The sequence below is a fragment of the Janthinobacterium sp. GW822-FHT07H11 genome, from assembly GCF_058798615.1.
Window position 1 is genome coordinate 3,891,261 of sequence record NZ_CM179507.1, and the last position, 18,738, is coordinate 3,909,998.

Sequence of the window (18,738 nt, forward strand, 5' to 3'; positions counted from 1 at the left end):
CTGTAGAGGTCATCATGTCTGAAAACATCTTTTTCGCCGCCTTCTTCTTCCCCTGCACGGCCGCCGTCATCATCTTCGCCCTCAAATATACGTCCGGCATCGTGCAGGCGCGCGCCCGGCTGGCGCAGGACGGCGCCTACCAGGAACTGGCCAGGTCCATGGCCGCCGCGCAGGCGGAAACGGCAGCGTCGCTGGCCGCATTGAACGCCTGCGTGGCGCAGATCGAGGCGCGCCTGGGCAGCCTGGAGACCATTCTCAAGGAAGTCGAATAAACCCCGACTCTGCCAACCCACGACCAGGAGACCGCACCATGAATACCGTATCGACCGCCCGCCTGTATGCGCTGCGCGCCATGTATCTGCTCGTTGTCGTGGGCCTCGGCAGCGTGCTGTGGCCCGGCATCGTCACGCCGCACGCGCCGTGGGAACTGGCGCGGGGCACCGTCAACTGCATGCTGGCCGCGTTTTCGCTGCTATGTTTGCTGGGCTTGCGCTATCCGCTGCAGATGCTGCCCCTGCTGCTGTGGGAGGCGCTGTGGAAGACCCTCTGGTTGCTGCTCGTGCCGCTGCCGCAATGGCTGAACGGCCAGATCGATCCCGCCACCGCGGCCACCGCGTTTGAATGCGCGTTCGTGGTGCTGGTCTACCTGGCCATTCCGTGGCGCCATGTGCATGCGCAGTACGTGCTCAAACCGGCCACGCCGTGGCGCCAGCTCAGGCAGCCTTGCGAAACGTCAGATTGATGCGCTGCGCGCCCAGCTGCGCGTGTTCGCCCTCTTTCAGGGGCGCCACGCCGTGGAAGCGCAGGCGGTCGGCGCCACCCCACACCACCACGTCGCCATGCAGCAGCGCGATGCGCGCCGCCTTGTCGGCCCGCTCGGCCCCGCCGAACAGGAAGGTGGCCGGCAGTCCCAGCGAGACGGACACGATGGGCGCCGTGAAATCGCACTCGTCGCGGTCCTGGTGCAGGGCCATGCGCGCACCGGGCGCATAGCGGTTGACCAGGCAGGCGTCGGGCATAAAGCCCGCATAGCCGGCCGCCAGCGCCGCCTCCCGCGCCAGGCGCAGGAAGACGGGCGGCATCGGCGGCCACGCAAGGCCGCTGGCCGGATCGCGCCGCGCATAGCGGTAGCCGCGTCCATCCGTGACCCAGCCCAGGGTGCCGCAGTTGCTCATGGCGACCGACATGCGCAAGCCGCCCGGCGTGGCCATGTGGCGCGGTGGCGCCGCCTGCACGATCGCGTCCAGCGCCGGCAGCAACTCGGGCAGATACGGCAACGCAAAAGCGCGCAGCAGCACCGACGCGCACGAACCCGGCACCAGCGGCGCGGGGCCGGCCGGGGCCTGGTCTTCATCGGCAAACAGGGACAGGTTCATGAGCGCTATTGTAGACCCGGCGCGCAAAAAACGCGCGCGGCGGCGCCATGGTGCGCTACAGTAGCGCTTCCAGCCACTCACACTTCTCGACGATGGATCACTACGCGGATTTGCTGCACACCCTGGCGCAACAGGAACAATCCCTGCAATTCGAGCGCTTCGACAACGATGACGCGCTGGCCGTGGGCCTGTGGATCGTCGAAGAAGTGCGCAAGCGGGGCAAGGCCGTCACCGTCAATATCACGCGCAACGGCCAGGTGCTGTTCCATCACGCCATGACGGGCGCCACGGCGGACCAGGCGGACTGGATACGCCGCAAGAACAACACGGTGCAGCGCTTTTGCCGCAGCTCCTACCACATGGGCATCTCGTATAAAAGCCGCGGCAGCACCTTCGAAGACGTGAAATATCTCGATGACGCCGAATACGCGGGCCACGGCGGCGCCTTCCCCCTGCTGATACGCGGCGTGGGGCTGGTCGGCACGGTCACCATCTCCGGCCTGGCGCAGGCCGACGACCATGCGCTGGTGGTGGCCGCGCTGCAGGCGCAGCTGCAGGTACAACTGGACGCGCAGCGGACTACATAGTCAGGCGGCCAGCGCCCGGCGCAGGGCGGCGCGCGCCAGCAGGCGCGTGGAATCGAGGGTCGGCAGCGGCGAGTTGGCGTCGCCGATGATGAGCGGGATTTCCGTGCAGCCGAGGATGACGGCGTCGCAGCCCCGCTCTTGCAGGCCGCCGAGGATGGCCTGGAAGCGCGCCACGCTGCCCGGCTGGACCACGCCCGGCACCAGCTCCCCCATGATGATGCGGTTGATCTCGCTGCGCTCGTCCTCGCCCGGCCGCACGCAGGCAATGCCGCGCGCGGCCAGTTTATCCGGATACACGGCGCTGTCGACCAGCCAGCGCGTGCCCGTCAGCCCCACGCGGCGAAAACCGCGCGCGGCCGCCTCGCCCGCCACGACGTCGGCGATATGCAGCCAGGGCAGCGGCGAACGGGGCGCCACCAGCTCGAATGCCTGGTGGATGGTGTTGTCGGGGCAGATCAGGAAATCGGCGCCGGCGGCGGCCAGCTTGTGCGCCGACGCCAGCATCAGCTCGGCCACGCCGGCCAGGTCGCCTGCGTTCAAACAGGCGACATAGCGCGCCAGCGACGGCGTGTGCAGCGTCACTTCCGGATGCGCATACGCTCCCAGCGCATGCGCGCCCTCTTCGCAGATCGTGCGGTAGCACAGGGCCGCGCCTTCGGCGGAACAGCCGACGATGCCGATATGCAGGGTCATATTGAGGTCTCCCAGGGTAGTGTATTGATGTGTATCAGATGCGCTGGCCGCCATCGATGGGAATTTCCGCACCCGTGATGTACGAGGCGCGCTCGCTGCATAAAAATTCCACCAGATCCGCCACTTCGGCCGTCGTGCCCAGGCGGCGCAAAGGGATCTGCGTGTCGACGATGTGCGAGGTGCCCGGCGATAAAATCGCCGTGTCGATCTCGCCCGGCGCAATGGCGTTCACGCGCACATTCATGGGCGCCATGTCGTTGGCCATTTCGCGCGTCAAGGACGCCAGCGCCGCCTTCGAACTGGCGTAGGCGGAACCGGCGAACGGGTGCACGCGGTAGCCGGCGATCGAGCACAGGTTCACCACGGAGCCGTGCGCGTTCGACAGTTCCTGCGCGAAGCCGCGCGTCAGGGCCAGCGGCGCGAAGAAATTCGTGTTGTACATTTCCTGCCACGTCTGCATGTCGGTGGTCAGCGAATTGACGCGCGAGCCGCCCGGCCCCTTCGGCGACACGCCCGCATTGTTGACCAGCGCGTGCAGCTTGCCGTCGCCCAGCATGGGGCGCAGCGTATCGACCATCTGCCCGATCTGGCTCAGGTCCGACAGATCCATGCACACATGCGTGTTGTGCTCCTGGCCGCGCGGGCAGCCGCCCGGTATCGGGCTGCGCGAGACGGTGATGACGCGCCAGCCCAGGCTGCGGAAGCGCTCGGCCACGGCGTGGCCGATGCCGCGGCTGGCGCCCGTGACGATGGCGGTTTTCTGTTCCACGTTCTGTTCAATCTTGTGCTGGATGTGCGTCATGTTCTTCCTTGTCCTGTCCTTGTTCGGTTGCGCCGGCGTGCAGGCGCTCCTGGCGCATCACATACGCCAGCATCTGCGCGCCGCCGTCGAGAATGTCCTGTTCGATGGCGTGCCGCGCGGCCGCGCCGTCGCGCCGGCGCAGCGCGGCCATGATGGCGTGGTGGTGGCCGACCCGCATGTCGGGCGAAAAGCTGGCGTAGCCGGCGGCGATCAGGGGCGCCGTCTGCATCCACAGGTGCTCGACGAAGCGTTTTAATGTCGGCATGCCGGCCGCCTGCGCCAGGCCCAGGTGGAACGCCTGGTTGCACTGCAGGGCCGCCGGCAGGTCGTGCCGCGCAATTGCCTCTTCGTTCGCCTGCAGCAAACGCTCCAGGTCGGCCAGGGTGGCGGCGTCGATGCGCCGCGCCGCCTCGAACGCGCCCAGCCCTTCCAGTTCCAGGCGCAGCGCGCGGATTTCCAGGTAGCGCGCCACGCTGAGCACGGGCACGCGGAAGTCGCGCGGCGAGCGCAGCACCAGCGCCTCTTCCTGCACCAGCTGCAGCATGGCGTCGCGCACGGGCGTGACGCTGGTACCGAGCTGCAGCGCCAGCTCGCGGATGCGCAGCCGGTCGTTCGGCTGGAAGCGCCCGGCCGCCAGCGCATCACGCAGCGTCGCATACACGGACTTGCCCAGGTTGACGTGCTGCAGGCTGTCCAATTGATGATTCATGCGTGTTTTTGATCTTTTGAAATTATGATGCATCATACATCAAGGTGAAAAACAGTGTTTTTCCAGACGTGCGCCGCAGACAGGAACCGCCGCAAGCACGTACAATCAGCCGCCACCGCATCAAAAGGAGCGCACTTGAACTGGGATTATCCGCACGCCCACACCCTGCCCGTCACGCCCGCACCGGACGACATCGACGGCTTGCAGCATACGAACAACGCCGTCTACGTGCGCTGGTGCGAGCACATCGCCTGGCACCACTCGGCTACCCTGGGGCTGGACCTCGACGATTACCGGCGCCTGGACCGGGCCATGGCGATACGCCGCGGCGAATACGACTACCTGCTGCCGACACGGGCCGGCGAAGCGCTGACCCTGGCCACCTGGCTGTGCGCCAGCGATGGCCGCTCCAGCATGGAGCGGCGCTTCCAGCTGGTGCGCGACAGCGACGGCGCCACCGTCGTGCGCGGACGCTGGGACTTGATCTGCATCGAATTGGGCAGCGGCCGCGCGCGCCGTTTGCCGCCCGAATTCCTGGCCGCGTACGAACCGGCCATCGTCGCGGCGCGCCAGGATTAAGCGCCAGGATTAAGAATCAGGCCGCAAGGCGCGCCGGTTCCAGCGCGATCAGCACCAGCAAAATGGCCAGCGGCACGGCCAGCGCCGCAAAACCCACGGCCAGGTAGGCAAAGGCGGCCAGGACGGCGCCCACGGCAAAGCCCAGCAGGGGCCAGAAGAATTTCACGCAGCGTTCGCGCGTGGCGCCGTCGGCCGCGCCGCGCAGCACGTCGACCGTGTCGATGACGAGTTGCGTGACATTGCCCGTCATCATGGACGTGGGCGCCAAATGGGCCAGCAGCAGCCGGCTGATGGCGCTGTGCGCGCCCATGGCCGCCGCGCCGAACAGGCCAGCCGTCATGGCCAGCGCGCCCGGCTCCGCCGTCACCGGTTCGGCCAGCATGCCCAGCACCATGAAGCCGAGCAGCAGCGCCAGTTCCAGCAGCAACGCCAGGCGCAGCGCCGGGCCGCCGCGCCGTTCGGCCGCCACCGTCAACAGCCGCGCCGCCACCACGCCCAGGATGAAGGCGGGGAAAGCCAGCAGCTTGAGGGCGATCGAGGCATGCGTGGCATTGGCCAGCGCCGCGCCGATCAGCACGAAGTTGCCCGTCACGTGGGCCGTAAACAAGCCAAACAGGGCGACAAAGCCCAGGGTATCGACATAGCCGGCCAAAAAGCCCAGGCTGATGCCCTGCAAGCGGCTGCGCTGCGCAAGATTCATACACACTCCTTGAAATTGGCCATCATGATACCGTGCCGCCATGGCGGACGGCAGCGGTTTTGCGCGCCGTTCGGCGAAGATGCGGGGCTTTTCTTGCGCCTCCGCAGTGCAACATGCATTTCACTGCTGATTTGCCCGTGCATGCATTAGAATCAGCGACCTCAGCCCCGTAAAAACAGGATAAAACATATGACGGCAGTCGGGAATACCGAACCACAAGAGCTCAAGCGCGGCCTGAAAAGCCGCCACATCCAGCTCATCGCCCTGGGCGGCGCCATCGGCACCGGCCTGTTCCTGGGCATCGCACAAACCATCAAGATGGCCGGCCCCTCGGTCCTGCTCGGCTATGGCATCGCCGGCGTCATCGCCTTTTTGATCATGCGCCAGCTGGGCGAGATGGTGGTCGACGAACCGGTGGCCGGCTCCTTCAGCTACTTCGCCGACAAATACTGCGGCCACCTGCCCGGCTTTTTGTCGGGCTGGAATTACTGGGTGCTGTATGTGCTCGTCAGCATGGCCGAACTGACGGCCGTCGGCATCTACGTGCAGTACTGGTGGCCGGGCGTGCCCACCTGGGTCTCGGCGCTGATCTTCTTTTGCGCCATCAACGCCATCAGTTTGCTCAATGTCAAAGCCTTCGGCGAGATGGAATTCTGGTTCGCCATCATCAAGGTGGTGGCCATCATCGGCATGATCGTCTTCGGCGCCTACCTGCTCGCTTCCGGCGACGCGGGCCCGCAAGCATCGGTCGCCAACCTGTGGCAGCACGGCGGCTTCTTCCCGAATGGCTGGCAGGGGCTGGTGATGGCCATGGCCGTCATCATGTTCTCGTTCGGCGGCCTGGAACTGGTGGGCATCACGGCGGCCGAGGCCGACGACCCCAGCACGACGATACCGCGCGCCACCAACCAGGCCATCTACCGCATCCTGATCTTTTACATCGGCGCGCTCGGCATCCTGCTGTCGCTGTACCCGTGGCAGAACGTCGTCACCGGCGGCAGCCCCTTTGTGCTGATCTTCCATGCGCTCGACAGCAACCTGGTGGCCACGGCCCTGAACGTGGTGGTGCTGACGGCGGCACTGTCCGTCTACAACAGCGGCGTGTACTGCAATACGCGCATGCTGTTCGGCCTGGCCAAGCAGGGCAATGCGCCGCGCGCGCTGCTGCGTCTGAACCGCCGCGGCGTGCCGCTGGCGGCGTTGGGCGTGTCGGCGCTGGCCACGGGCGCCTGCGTGGTGGTCAATTACTTCATGCCGGGCGAAGCGTTCGAAGTGCTGATGGGCCTCGTCGTCTCGGCGCTGATCATCAACTGGGCCATGATCAGCTGGATCCACCTGCGCTTCCGCGCGCAAAAGAAGGCCGAGGGCAAGACCACCCTGTTCCAGAGCCTGGGCTACCCGTTCACCAATTACCTGTGCCTGGTCTTCCTGGCCGGCATCCTGGTGATCATGTACCTGACGCCGGGCCTGCGCATTTCCGTCTACCTGATTCCCGTGTGGCTGGCCGCGCTGGGCATCGGCTACTGGATCAAGCAGAACAAGGCCAGCGCCTGAGCCACGCCGCAAGGCAAGCCCGTCTTCGCGGGAAGACGGGCCGTCGCCTATGCGCGCATTCAGCGCGGGCTGGCTCAGGCCAGGGCAGGCTGGGCCGCCTCGCCCGCTTGCCAGGCGCCGTTGGCCTGTACCGGATACGCTTGCAGGAAGATGTCCTGATTCAGTGCCGATAGCAGTTGCGTGCGCTGCTCGGCTTTTTTCTCCGAGCTCATGCCGGACTCGCCCCCCTTGTACGGCCCCAGGGTCGACACCAGGTCGCGCAGCAGCGACGTTTCCCTCGGTATCGTCACATCCGATTTCATCTTGCCCATCACATACGTCATGATGCGTTCCGACTGGCTCGACGATTGCTGCAGGCTGGCACTGACGATCTTGCCTTCCTTGTACTGCATCTGCGCGTCGCTGCTGGCCGAATCGCTGATCTGGTGATAGGTGTAATTCTGCGATTCGGCCGCGCCGTCCAGGCGCAGCTGCGTGCCGGGCGTCAGCGGCATGTGGAAGCTGGCGTTGAGCTGCGACTTCTGCTGCTGCGAGATGGCACGGTCATCATAGCTGCGTCCCGCCACGCTGGTGCTTTGCGACACTTCATAGGCAAAGCCGTCCTGCTCCGACAGGCGCATCGGGTTGCTCATCTTCGGCGTCTGCGACACCGACGCGCTGAAGTCGGCCAGTCCCGTCAGCATGGCGCGCTCCTCGGCCGCCAGCGCCCACTTGCCGGGCTTGGCGCCACTGGTGCTCAGTTGCTGCGTGGCATCGCCATAATTGCTGTTCATGGCGCTGAACGCATCCTTGAACATGTCCATCAGCGCGCCGTCCGCATGGCCGCGCGTGGCCGCCTGGTCGAACTGCTTCATATAGCTGGACATGGCCCTGGCCTGCTGATCCTGGCTGCCCAGGCTGGCCAGCTTGCTCGTATCGACCTGCACGTCGAGCGTGCCGGCCGCGCCGCTGAAACTGAGCTTTCTTTGCGCGCCATCGGCATGGAAGGACAGGGTCTGGGTGCTTTCCGGTTCCGTATTGAGCTTCACTTCCGCGCGCAGGTCCACCGAGGCCAGCGTCTTCGCATCGAACTGCATCAACCCGGCCAGCTTGATCTGCGGCGGCTCCTGCGCCATGCCGTCGATGGCATCCTGGAATGCCGTCGACAGGCTGCCCAGCGCGCGCGTTTCATCCTCGCTGAGCTCTGCGCTCGTGGTCATCTGGACGGCCAGGCCGTCGCCCTGGCTGTCGAGCGACAGGCGCACCTCCACCCCGCTCCTGGTGGTGATGTTCAGGCTGACCTTGTCGTCGCCGGTGCCATGCAGCGCGCCGGCGGGATTGGCGCCGAGCGCCGCATAGGTATCGGGCTTCAGGCCGGGCGGCGTGCGCAGCGCCGATTGCGACAGGTTCGTCACGCCGCCCTTGAGCTGGTCGAGCAGCGCGGCGCCCAGGCCGCTGAAACGGCCGCTGCCGGCACGCGCGTTGAGGTTTTTTGCCATGGCGTCGCTGACCGGGTCACGCGAGGCGCGCTCCCACATCAGTGACGGCGCCGGGTCCATGCCCGCCACGCCGGAGGCGGCGTTGACGCTGGCCTGGCTGAGGGCAACAATGGTCGATGGGGTCGACGCCGACGCCGCTTGTGGCGCGTCGTCCCTGCCCGTCGTCGCGACAGGCGCGCGGGTGGGGGTCGGATTCCAGCTCTGGATCGAGGAGACGGAAGTCATGGTCGCTAAGCCTTGCTTGAATGGTGAAAGAACAGATCGGTTTTACTGCCTTGTCGGCGGGCGAGGCCCGGCAATAAAGGCAATACTGCATTAACGGCAAGAAATACCAAACCATGAGCCGCCCGGCAGGTGAAAATTTTTCATGCTGAAAACAGCGCATCGGCACGTCCAGGCGGCCTGGTGTGGCGCGGATGCGCCAATGCAGGCGCCGAATCGCCGGCAACCGCCATCGCGGCAGAGAATGTCCATTAGAATACCAACCTATGGAACACAAAATCAGCGCCCCGGTTGCCAGCTTTACCGATTTATTGCTTGACGCCGTGTGCATGGTCGACGTGCATGGGCGCTTTGTGTTCGTCAGTGCCGCGTGCGAGCGCATTTTCGGCTACACGCAACAGGAAATGATCGGCATGGTCATGCTCGACCTGGTCGCGCCGGCCGACCGCCAGCGCACCCTGGCCGCCGCGCAGGCCATCATGGATGGGCACGCGCAAGTCCACTTCGAAAACCGCTATACCCGCAAGGATGGCCGGCTCGTGCACATCATGTGGTCCGCCCGCTGGTCCCCCGCCGACCAGCTGCGCGTGGCCGTGGCGCGCGATATCACCGTACTCAAGCAGACGCAGGCGAAACAGGCGGCCCTGTATGCGATATCCGAGGCCGCCCATACGACGGACGAGCTGCCGGCCATGTTGCGCCGCATGCTGCACATCATCGGCGAACAGCTGCCCGCCTGCGGCCTGACGGTGGCCCTGCATGACGAGCATGGCCAGCAGTCGCACTTCTGCTTTCATGTCGACGACAGCCTGCCCCAGGCCCTCGTCCCGCTGGCCGGCCTGCTGTGCGAGGAAGTTTTGCGCGGCGGCCGCGCGCTGCTGCTCGCGCCAGGCAGGCTCGATGGCTTGCCTGGCGCGCTGCAGGCGGCCGCCGGCGCCGCCCCCGAATGCTGGATCGCCGTGCCGCTGCAGTCGCCCAGGGGCAGCGTGGGCGCGCTGGCCTTGCAGAGCTGCCAGGATGGCTGCGCCTACACGGAACAGGACCAGGACCTGCTGCAATTCGTCGCCAACCAGCTCGGCACGGCCATCGAGCGCAAGCAGCTGCATCGGCGCATGCAATTCATGGCCATGCACGATGAACTGACGCGCCTGCCGAATCGCCGCCTGTTCCACGACCGCCTGCAGACGGCCTTCGCGCGCGCGCACCGCCAGGAAGGCCGGCTGTCGCTGCTGTTTCTGGACCTGAACCGCTTCAAGCTGATCAACGACCGCTACGGCCATGCCTGCGGCGACCTGCTGCTGCAGGCGGTGGCGGGCCGCATCCGCGACTGCATGCGTGAAACCGATACCCTGGCGCGCCTGGGTGGCGACGAGTTCGTCGTCTTACTGGAAAACAATGCCCAGCCTGGCGACGTGAAGCTGATCGAGCAAAAGATCCACCTGGCGCTGGCCAATCCGCTGCAGCTGGGCGATGGCCGCCAGCTCGGCATTTCCGTCAGCATCGGCGTGGCGCATTATCCCGACCATGGCGAAACCATGCAGCAACTGCTGCGCCATGCCGACCGCGCCATGTACGATGCCAAATCCCTCTCGGTCGCGCCGGACTTCCAGCACATGGCCGATTGAAGGCGCGGCGACGGCAGGCGCGCCGCGCCGTCCCGGCCGCGCGCGCATGCTATACTTTTCAGCGATGATGCGACTTTTCAAAACATGGCTGATCCTGATACTGATGGTGCTGCTGCCGCTGCAAGCGGTCGCCGCCGAGATCCGCATGGCCTGCGCAAATGGCCAGCAGCAGGCGGCACGCGGCTTGCCGGCCGATACAGCGGCCGCGCCCTGCCACCAGGCTAGGGAAACGCCGCTGGCAGCCGATGCGCACGGCGAGCGGCACGCCGCCTGCGGCGCCTGCGCCGCCTTCTGCCTGGGCGCCTTCATGCCTGCCTCCTTCGGCACCGGCCTGCCAGATGGCAGCGGCGCGGAAGACGTGACGGTCACGGAAACGCCACCGCCGGCCGGCTTCATCCCCGACGGCCCGCGCCGCCCTCCCCGGCACGCCTGAGCTTTCACGGCCATACCAGCATGCGCCTGGACGAACGCGTCCACGGCCATCATCCTCTATTCGTATTTGAAAGATAACACCATGATTCGGAATTTTCTCAAGCGCGGCGCGTGTGCGGCCGTGCTGGGCCTGCCCCTGTTCGCCGCGGCGGCCGGCCCCGTCATCGACGTCTATAAAAGTGCCGCGTGCGGCTGCTGCGGCGAATGGGTCAGGCACCTGGAAGCGAACGGCTTCACGGTGCGCGCAAAGAACGTCGACATGCCGGCGCAATATCGGCAGCGCGCGGGCATCCCGGACCAGTTCGGCTCCTGCCACACGGGCATGGTCAACGGCTATGCGATCGAGGGCCACGTCCCCGCCAGCGACATCAAGCGCCTGCTGCGCGACAAGCCGCAGGCAAAAGGCCTGGCCGTGCCGGCCATGCCCATGGGATCGCCAGGCATGGAAGGGCCGCGCAAGGATCCCTACGACGTCTTCCTGGTAAAGGCCAACGGCGCCACCGCCGTCTACAAGCACTACGACTAAAATGCAAAAACGCCGCCGGGAAGGTTCCCGGCGGCGTTTCTTGGGCGCTGCGGCAAGGTCAGTCACCGCCCGCCGGTATCAGCGCGATATCAGATGCTGTCCAGGGCCGCATTCAGGCTGGCGCTCGGACGCATGACGGCGTCCGTTTTCACCGGATCCGGCAGGTAGTAACCGCCGATATCCATTTCCTTGCCTTGCACGGCCTTCAATTCCTCGACGATCTTCGTCTCGTTTTCCGCCAGGGCTTTCGCCAGTGGCGCAAAGTGAGCTTGCATTTCTGCATCGTCCGTTTGCGCAGCCAGCGCCTGTGCCCAGTACAGGGCCAGGTAGAAATGGCTGCCACGGTTGTCGAGTTCACCGGTGCGTGGCGATGGCGACTTGTTGTTGTCGAGCAACTTACCCGTCGCTTCATCCAGGGTCTTGGCCAGCAGTTTCGCCTTGGCGTTGCCGGTCTTGATGCCCATGTCTTCCAGCGACACGGCCAGGGCCAGGAATTCGCCCAGCGAATCCCAGCGCAGGTGGTTTTCTTCCACCAGCTGCTTGACGTGCTTCGGCGCGGAACCGCCGGCGCCCGTCTCGTACATGCCGCCACCGGCCATCAATGGCACGATGGACAGCATCTTGGCGCTGGTGCCCAGTTCCAGGATAGGGAACAGGTCGGTCAGGTAGTCGCGCAGGATGTTGCCGGTCACGGAAATGGTGTCCAGGCCGCGGAAGGCGCGTTCCAGCGTGTAGCGCATGGCGCGCGTCTGCGACATGATCTGGATGTCCAGGCCCTTGGTGTCGTGATCCTTCAGGTAAACCTGTACCTTCTTGATGACTTCGTTCTCGTGCGGACGGTAGGAATCGAGCCAGAACACGGCAGGCATGCCCGAGTTGCGCGCGCGCGTGACGGCCAGCTTGACCCAGTCGCGGATCGGCGCGTCCTTGACCTGGCACATGCGCCAGATATCGCCCTCTTCCACCGTTTGCGTCAGCAGCACTTCGCCCGTGGCCAGGTCGGTGATGTTGGCGATGCCGCCTTCGGGCACTTCGAAGGTCTTGTCATGCGAGCCGTACTCTTCCGCTTGCTGCGCCATCAGGCCCACGTTCGGCACGGTGCCCATGGTCTTCGGATCGAAGTTGCCATGCCATTTGCAGAAACCGATCATTTCTTGGTAGATCCGCGCGAAAGTCGATTCCGGCATGACTGCCTTGACGTCCTTCGGACGGCCGTCGGCGCCCCACATCTTGCCGCCGATGCGGATCATGGCTGGCATCGACGCGTCGACGATGATGTCGTTCGGCGAATGGAAGTTGGTGATGCCCTTGGCCGAATCGACCATGGCCAGTTCCGGACGGTTGGCGTGGCAGGCGTGCAGGTCCTTGAGGATTTCATCCTTTTGCGACGCTGGCAAGGTATCGATCTTGTCGTACAGGTTGCTCATGCCGTTATTGACATTCACGCCCAGCTTGTCGAACAGTTCGGCGTGCTTGGCGAACGCTTCCTTGTAGAAAATGCGCACGCAGTGGCCAAACACGATCGGGTGGGACACCTTCATCATGGTGGCCTTGACGTGCAGCGAGAACATCACGCCCGTCTTGCGCGCATCTTCCAGTTCGCGCTCGTAGAATTCCAGCAGCGCTTTCTTGCTCATGAACATGCTGTCGATGATCTCGCCCGCTTGCAGCGCCACCTTCGGTTTCAGCACGATGGTCTTACCGGAGGCCGTGACCAGTTCCATCTTGACATCGCGCGCACTGTCGAGCGTCATGGATTTTTCGCCATGGTAGAAGTCGCCATGGTGCATATGCGACACGTGGGTGCGCGAAGCCTGGCTCCACTCGCCCATCGAATGCGGATGCTTGCGCGCATATTCCTTGACGGCCTTCGGCGCGCGGCGGTCGGAATTGCCTTCACGCAACACCGGGTTGACCGAGCTGCCGATGCACTTGCCGTAGCGGGCCTTCAGTGCCTTTTCTTCGTCGCTCTTCGCGTCTTCCGGATAGTCGGGCAGCTTGTAGCCGCGGCCTTGCAGCTCGCGCACGCAGGTGATCAGCTGGCCCTGGGAGGCGCTGATGTTCGGCAATTTGATGATGTTGGTGTCGGGATTCTGGGTCAGCTTGCCCAGTTCAGCCAGGGTATTCGGAACTTTTTGCTCGTCCGTCAGGAATTCGGGGAATTCAGCCAGGACGCGCGCCGCCACCGAAATATCGCTGGAAACCACGTCCACGCCAGCCGGCGCGGTGAATTTTTTGATAATTGGCAGCAGGGAATACGTCGCCAGCAGCGGCGCCTCGTCAGTCAGCGTGTAGATGATTTTGGATTTTTGTGTTGCCATGTTCATTCCCTTGTATGCGGTGATGCCTGTGGTTCAGGTGGTTAACTTACTTCGTTCCAAACACATGGTGGTTGACCCTGCCCTGGACGGCTTGTGTCTCGGCCCGGAGGCCTGCCCTAGCCTAACCATCTATTTTAGACTGTCCTGCCGCAATTTGTGTAAACTCCGGTTTTGCATCGCAAAACGCCCCACCGGATGACGAGACGCCAGGCGCGCCGCAATGGCGCCGTTCCTGCACCTGGCCATGGCCGGCATTACGCCGCGCGGGTGCAGACAGCAAAGATCGTTCTATTTTTGGAACACTGCGTGCGGATTTATGCTCTATTGCAAAAGTATTTGCAGGATTACTATCCAAAATCGCCTTTCAGCATCGGCCATTCGATGGAAGGCGCCTGCTGCCTTGCCGATAGCGGGTAATGCAAACGCATATATCGTTGGCGCCTCGAAGGCGGCCATGGCCTACGGCTTGCCCATCGTCCATTCGACCGTCAACGTCGGCGCGGGACTGGTTTGGCCGCAGCTGACGCCGCCGGTGCCGCGCGCTCAGGCCTGCCGCGCGGCCTGGGCCTTGCGCGCCGGGGCCGGGCGCCGCGGCGCGCCGGCCACGCTGGCCAGTACCATGCGCGTCGTGGTGGCGAAATGGCGCGTCAGCAAGTCGCACGCCACGCCCGTGTCGCGCGCCAGGATGGCGTCGAGCAGCGCCTTGTGTTCGGCCGCCACGTCGCGCGGCTCGGCCGTTTCAGCCCGTACCGACAGGTGGCGGTAGCGGGCCGTCTGGTCGCGCAACACTTGGGCGAAATGCAGCAGCCAGCGCGACGTGCAAGCGGACAGGATGGCTTCGTGGAAGGCATCGTGGGCCAGTTCCCACTCGCGGTTCAGCGCCGCGCCCGGGAGATTCGTCATGCTCAGCCTGGAAAGCCGGTGGAACGAGGACAGCATGCGCCCTTCCCATTCGATGTCGCCATGCGCGATTGCATTGCTGAGCGCATCCGTTTCGATGCGCTGGCGCGTCTGGGTAATGTCGTTCAGTTCTTCGGTAGAGATGCCGGTGACGCGAAAGCCGCGCTGGTCCTCGGCACGCACAAAGCCTGTCATCGCCAGCCGCGACAGCGCTTCGCGCAGCGGTATCACGCCCGCGTCATAACGGACGGACAAGTCCTTCAGGCGCAATTTGCTTTCCGGCGCCAAGGCGCCGGCAATGATGTCGTCGCGAATGCGGTCGGCCAGCATGGACGCCATGGTGCGCGGGCTGGCCATCTCGGCGCCATGCGCGGCAGTTGCAGATTCATTCATATGCTCTCCTTGATGACATTATAGCGTAGGCCCCTGGAAAACAATATTTTACGCATTTTGTATATTTTTCTTGTTTTGTATATTTTTTCTGCCTATACTTTCCTGCATGGCGGCGGCGCAAGCGCTGTCCGGACATGCACTGGCCGCAGCCTTACCGGCCGGTGCTTACGCAACGTTCACAAGCGAGAACACTGATGAAATTCCTGCAATTTTCCCTTCATGGCGAGCGCCATCTTGGCCTCGTCCGCGGCAATGAAGTACGGAGTCTGGGCCTGCACGACATGGGCGACCTGCTCGCCGCCGGCATCGATCTGTGCAGTTTTGCCACGGAAGCGGGCGAACACGGTCCCGTCTTCGCCCTGGACAGCGTGAGCTGCCTGCCGCCGCTGGCCCGTCCTCCCAAAATCATCTGCATCGGCCTCAACTATGCCGACCACACGCGGGAAAGCATCTACGAGCAGCCGGGCTACCCCACCGTGTTCAACCGCTTCCACACCAGCCTGACCGGCCATGGCCAGCCCATCGTGCGTCCACTGGTCTCGGATTCGCTCGATTTCGAGGGCGAACTGGCGGTGGTGCTGAAGAGCGGCGGCCGGCATATCGCGCGCGCCGCGGCCCTCGAACACGTCGCCGGCTACTCGATCTTCAACGATGGCTCGGTGCGCGAATTCCAGTTCAAGTCGCCGCAATGGACAATCGGCAAGAATTTCGACGCCACCGGCGGTTTCGGCCCTTTCCTGGTGACGCCCGACGAATTGCCGCCCGGCGCCAGCGGCCTGCGCCTGGAAACGCGCCTGAACGGCGTGGTGGTGCAGTCGGCCAATACCGCCGACATGCTCTTCGATGTCGCCGCCCTGATCTCGATCCTGAGCGAAGCGGTGACCCTGGAGGCGGGCGACGTGATCGTTGCCGGCACGCCATCGGGCATCGGCTGGGCACGCGAACCGAGGCTGCTGATGCGCCATGGCGACGTGTGCGAAGTGGCGATCGAGGGGCTGGGCGTGCTGGTCAATCCCATCGCCGACGAAGCCGCTGCCTAGCGGCAGTCCTGAAAGCAACAGCATTGCCTATAAAAAGACAGTAGATAGAGGAGACAAACATGCGTGAAATAGAAGTCGCGGTACTGGTCGTCGGCGCCGGACCGGCGGGACTGGCCGCCACGGCCTTGCTGGCCCAATATGGCATCGACACCCTGACCGTGTCGCGCTATCCGGCCACGGCCAATTCGCCCCGCGCGCACATCACCAATCAGCGCACGGTCGAGGTGTTGCGCGACCTGGGCATCGAAGAGCGCGTACGCGCCATCGCCACGCCGAACCAGCTCATGATGAATAACGTCTGGGCCACCAGCTTCACCGGCACGGAGCTGGCCAGGCTGCAAACGTGGGGCACGGGCGAACAGCGCAAGCTCGATTACGAAACGGCCAGTCCTTGCGAAATGTGCAACGTTCCCCAGCACCTGCTCGAACCCGTGATCCTCGGCGCGGCGCGCGAGGCGGGCGCGCCGTTCCTGTTCAACACGGAACTGACGCGGATCGTGCAAGAAGGCGACGCGGTCGTGGCGGACTTGAAGGACTTGCCGACAGGCGAGGTTTTTCGGGTGCGCGCGCACTATGCGATCGGCGCCGACGGCGGCAACAGCCTGGTCGCGCGCGACATCGGCTTTGAGCTGGAAGGGGAAATGGGCCTGGCCGCCGCCGTCAACTGCTGGCTGGAAGTGGACCTGAGCCAGTATTGCGCCCACCGTCCAGGCGTGCTGTACTGGATGACGCAGCCCGGCAATAATGACTGGCTGGGAGCCGGCACCTTTGTCTGCGTGCGGCCCTGGAAGGAATGGGTGATGCTGTTCATGTATGATCCTGCGCAAGGCGAGCCCGACCTGAGCGACGAGGCCATCGTGGCGCGTGCGCGCGCCATCATTGGCGACCCCGGCATTGCCATCCGGGTCAAGTCGGCCAACAAGTGGAAGATCAACCATGTGGTGGCCCGGGACATGCGGCGCGGCCGCGTGTTTCTTGCCGGCGATGCCGCGCACCGCCATCCGCCGGCCAACGGCCTGGGAACGAACACCTCGATACAGGACAGCTTCAATCTGGCCTGGAAGCTCGCCATGGTGCTCAAGGGCCAGGCCGGCGATGCCCTGCTCGATACCTATTCGGCCGAGCGCCAGCCCGTGGCCCGCAAGGTGATCGACCGCGCGCTGCAGTCGGTGCAGGACATGCAGGCCATCGCCGACGCCATCGGCTTCCAGCCGGGCCAGTCGGTGCAGGAAGGCTGGCACAATGTGCAGGAACTGCTCAGCGATTCAGCACAGGGGCGCGCGCGCAGGACGACGCTCGATGCCGCGGTCCAGCTGCAAAACTACCAGTTCAACTGCCATGGCGTGGAACTGGGCCAGGTATATGCATCGGACGCGGTCATCCGCGGCACTGCCGAGCCGGACCCCGTCTTGCGCGATCCCGAGCTGTACCATCAGCCCAGCACGTATCCGGGCGCGTCGCTTCCCCATGCCTGGCTCGAATACCGCCAGCAGCGCCTGTCGACCCTGGATTTGTGCGGCAAGGGACGCTTCACCCTGCTCACCGGCCTGGCCGGCAAACCGTGGCTGGCCGCTTGCGAGGCCGTCGCGGCCGAACTGGGCGTGGAACTGGCGGCATTTGCGATCGGCCCCGGCTGCGAGGTGCTCGATGTGCACGGCCGCTGGGCGCAAGTGCGCAATATGGATGAGTCCGGCTGCGTACTGGTGCGCCCCGATCGCCACATCGCCTGGCGCGTCCAGCAAGGCGCAAGCGAGCCGGCGGCGCAATTGCGCGCGGTGCTGGCGGCAATACTGCAGGGCACCAGTGCCCGGACGGGAGGATTGTAATGTCACTCCATCAAGTATCGAGTCATGATGCCACGCCAGACCTGCCTGCGCTCTTCGGCATTCACTCCATCGACCATTTTGCGCTGCAGGTACCGGACCTGGAACAGGCGCGGCATTTCCTGCACGCCTTCGGACTGCGCCTCGATGACAGGGGCGACGGTTTCGACGTGCGTGCCCTTGGCGACGCTCACCGCTGGGCGCATATCTCCCCGGGTCCGGCCAAGCGGCTCGCCTACCTGAGCTTTAACTGTTATGCGGAAGAGTTCGACGCCTTGCTGGCCCAGGCCGAGGCCCAGGGCGCCCGCATCGTGCCTGCCCCGCCGCAGTCCGACGCGCAGGGATTCTGGCTGCATGATCCCGATGGCAATTTGCTGCAGATCAAGGCTGGCCCGAAAACCTCGCCTTACGGCAAGGAACTCCTGCAAGTGTTCAATGTGCCGGCCGGTGCGCGCGGAGCGCTGGGCCGCGCCGCGCGCCCGAAAGCCCAGCCGACGCGCCTGTCGCACGTGTTGATGTTCACCCCGGATATCGAGCGCGCGCTGCAGTTTTACGCGCGCGTCCTGGGCTTGCGGCTATCGGACCGCTCGCGCGACATTGTTGCCTTCATGCATGGCCGACATGGTTCCGACCATCACCTGGTGGCCTTTGTCCAGGATGCGAACAAGGGCTGGCATCACAGCGCCTGGGATGTGCCAGGCATCGATCATATCGGCTGGGGCAGCGAGCAGATGCGCGACGCCGGCTACCGGGAAGGCTGGGGCCTGTCGCAGCATACGCTCGGTTCCAATTACTTCTATTACGTCCGCGACCCATGGGGATCGTTCTGGGAATACTCGGCGCACATGGACTATGTGCCCGCGGGGGCGCACTGGGCCAGCGGCGACCATCCGTCGGAGGATGCGCTGTATATGTGGGGGCCGGCGATGCCCGCCTGCTTCATCGAGAACGGGGAACGCTGAGACCTGGCGGCGTATC

Annotated in this window: 19 protein-coding genes and 1 pseudogene; 12 read left to right on the plus strand and 8 right to left on the minus strand. The window is 64.8% G+C overall.

What is annotated here, in order from left to right:
* Positions 1-14 precede the first annotated feature (14 nt).
* Both AC3RCJ_RS17190 and AC3RCJ_RS17195 read left to right on the plus strand, forming a co-directional pair.
* Positions 15-272 (plus strand): hypothetical protein, encoded by a 258-nt coding sequence (locus AC3RCJ_RS17190; protein ID WP_492958532.1) that lies wholly within the window; start codon positions 15-17, stop codon positions 270-272.
* 38 nt (positions 273-310) lie between these two features.
* Positions 311-742: a hypothetical protein gene (locus AC3RCJ_RS17195; RefSeq protein WP_492958530.1), complete on the plus strand. Its 432-nt coding sequence runs from the start codon at positions 311-313 to the stop codon at positions 740-742.
* Here AC3RCJ_RS17195 and alkB read toward each other — a convergent pair.
* Positions 714-1,376: a DNA oxidative demethylase AlkB gene (gene alkB / locus AC3RCJ_RS17200; protein WP_492958528.1), complete on the minus strand. Its 663-nt coding sequence runs from the start codon at positions 1,374-1,376 to the stop codon at positions 714-716. The genes AC3RCJ_RS17195 and alkB overlap by 29 nt on opposite strands.
* Before the next feature lie 47 nt (positions 1,377-1,423).
* Here alkB and AC3RCJ_RS17205 point away from each other — a divergent pair, with 47 nt between their 5' ends.
* A complete protein-coding gene (locus AC3RCJ_RS17205; protein WP_492958526.1) occupies positions 1,424-1,963 on the plus strand; it encodes a heme-degrading domain-containing protein in 540 nt (179 codons plus the stop codon).
* Here the strand turns inward: AC3RCJ_RS17205 and AC3RCJ_RS17210 are convergent, their stop codons facing one another.
* The 3 genes from AC3RCJ_RS17210 to AC3RCJ_RS17220 are packed head-to-tail and all read right to left on the minus strand — an operon-like array spanning position 1,964 to position 4,167.
* A complete protein-coding gene (locus tag AC3RCJ_RS17210) occupies positions 1,964-2,656 on the minus strand; it encodes an aspartate/glutamate racemase family protein (protein WP_492958524.1) in 693 nt (230 codons plus the stop codon).
* A gap of 34 nt (positions 2,657-2,690) precedes the next feature.
* Positions 2,691-3,458, minus strand: a complete 768-nt coding sequence (locus tag AC3RCJ_RS17215) for an SDR family NAD(P)-dependent oxidoreductase (protein WP_492958522.1) — start codon at positions 3,456-3,458, stop codon at positions 2,691-2,693.
* On the minus strand, positions 3,433-4,167 hold the full coding sequence (locus AC3RCJ_RS17220) for a GntR family transcriptional regulator (RefSeq protein WP_492958520.1): 735 nt from the start codon (positions 4,165-4,167) through the stop codon (positions 3,433-3,435). The genes AC3RCJ_RS17215 and AC3RCJ_RS17220 overlap by 26 nt, the downstream gene beginning before the upstream one ends.
* Positions 4,168-4,302: 135 nt before the next feature.
* Between AC3RCJ_RS17220 and AC3RCJ_RS17225 the strand changes: the two genes are divergently transcribed.
* Positions 4,303-4,746 carry an acyl-CoA thioesterase gene (locus AC3RCJ_RS17225; RefSeq protein ID WP_492958518.1) on the plus strand — a complete coding sequence of 148 codons (444 nt, stop codon included), beginning with the start codon at positions 4,303-4,305 and terminating at the stop codon, positions 4,744-4,746.
* Between the two features lie 16 nt (positions 4,747-4,762).
* Here AC3RCJ_RS17225 and AC3RCJ_RS17230 read toward each other — a convergent pair whose 3' ends face one another.
* Positions 4,763-5,446, minus strand: coding sequence for a YoaK family protein (locus AC3RCJ_RS17230; protein WP_492958516.1), 684 nt, complete (start codon positions 5,444-5,446; stop codon positions 4,763-4,765).
* A gap of 189 nt (positions 5,447-5,635) precedes the next feature.
* On the opposite strand from AC3RCJ_RS17230, the gene AC3RCJ_RS17235 reads away from it, so the two are divergent.
* Positions 5,636-7,000 (plus strand): amino acid permease, encoded by a 1,365-nt coding sequence (locus AC3RCJ_RS17235; RefSeq protein ID WP_492958514.1) that lies wholly within the window; start codon positions 5,636-5,638, stop codon positions 6,998-7,000.
* Positions 7,001-7,074: 74 nt separating this feature from the next.
* On the opposite strand, the gene AC3RCJ_RS17240 is transcribed toward AC3RCJ_RS17235, so the two are convergent.
* Positions 7,075-8,703 carry a hypothetical protein gene (locus AC3RCJ_RS17240; RefSeq protein WP_492958512.1) on the minus strand — a complete coding sequence of 543 codons (1,629 nt, stop codon included), beginning with the start codon at positions 8,701-8,703 and terminating at the stop codon, positions 7,075-7,077.
* Positions 8,704-8,966: 263 nt separating this feature from the next.
* On the opposite strand from AC3RCJ_RS17240, the gene AC3RCJ_RS17245 reads away from it, so the two are divergent.
* The 3 genes from AC3RCJ_RS17245 (at position 8,967) to AC3RCJ_RS17255 (ending at position 11,283) form a co-directional block, all read left to right on the plus strand.
* A complete protein-coding gene (locus AC3RCJ_RS17245; protein ID WP_492958510.1) occupies positions 8,967-10,325 on the plus strand; it encodes a sensor domain-containing protein in 1,359 nt (452 codons plus the stop codon).
* A 64-nt stretch (positions 10,326-10,389) separates the two neighbouring features.
* The gene (locus AC3RCJ_RS17250; protein ID WP_492958508.1) at positions 10,390-10,758 is read left to right on the plus strand and encodes a hypothetical protein; all 369 of its coding nucleotides are present in this window, start codon (positions 10,390-10,392) and stop codon (positions 10,756-10,758) included.
* 81 nt (positions 10,759-10,839) lie between these two features.
* Entirely contained in the window at positions 10,840-11,283 is a 444-nt protein-coding gene (locus AC3RCJ_RS17255) for a DUF411 domain-containing protein (RefSeq protein ID WP_492958506.1), read from the plus strand.
* 89 nt (positions 11,284-11,372) lie between these two features.
* Here AC3RCJ_RS17255 and AC3RCJ_RS17260 read toward each other — a convergent pair whose 3' ends face one another.
* Complete coding sequence (locus AC3RCJ_RS17260; RefSeq protein ID WP_492958504.1) at positions 11,373-13,604, minus strand: NADP-dependent isocitrate dehydrogenase; 2,232 nt, start codon at positions 13,602-13,604, stop codon at positions 11,373-11,375.
* A gap of 430 nt (positions 13,605-14,034) precedes the next feature.
* On the opposite strand from AC3RCJ_RS17260, the pseudogene AC3RCJ_RS17265 reads away from it, so the two are divergent.
* Positions 14,035-14,154: pseudogene (locus AC3RCJ_RS17265) on the plus strand (hydrolase); the annotation flags it as partial.
* On the opposite strand, the gene AC3RCJ_RS17270 reads toward AC3RCJ_RS17265, so the two are convergent.
* Positions 14,148-14,897 (minus strand): FCD domain-containing protein, encoded by a 750-nt coding sequence (locus tag AC3RCJ_RS17270; protein WP_492958502.1) that lies wholly within the window; start codon positions 14,895-14,897, stop codon positions 14,148-14,150. The pseudogene AC3RCJ_RS17265 and the gene AC3RCJ_RS17270 overlap by 7 nt on opposite strands.
* A 194-nt stretch (positions 14,898-15,091) precedes the next feature.
* Between AC3RCJ_RS17270 and AC3RCJ_RS17275 the strand changes: the two genes are divergently transcribed.
* Genes AC3RCJ_RS17275 through AC3RCJ_RS17285 form a run of 3 tightly spaced genes read left to right on the plus strand, consistent with a single transcriptional unit; the run spans position 15,092 to position 18,722 of the window.
* Complete coding sequence (locus AC3RCJ_RS17275; RefSeq protein WP_492958500.1) at positions 15,092-15,937, plus strand: fumarylacetoacetate hydrolase family protein; 846 nt, start codon at positions 15,092-15,094, stop codon at positions 15,935-15,937.
* 59 nt (positions 15,938-15,996) lie between these two features.
* On the plus strand, positions 15,997-17,763 hold the full coding sequence (locus AC3RCJ_RS17280; protein WP_492958498.1) for an FAD-dependent monooxygenase: 1,767 nt from the start codon (positions 15,997-15,999) through the stop codon (positions 17,761-17,763).
* Positions 17,763-18,722 (plus strand): VOC family protein, encoded by a 960-nt coding sequence (locus AC3RCJ_RS17285; protein ID WP_492958496.1) that lies wholly within the window; start codon positions 17,763-17,765, stop codon positions 18,720-18,722. Before AC3RCJ_RS17280 ends, AC3RCJ_RS17285 begins: the two co-directional genes overlap by 1 nt.
* The last annotated feature ends 16 nt before the right edge of the window (positions 18,723-18,738 follow it).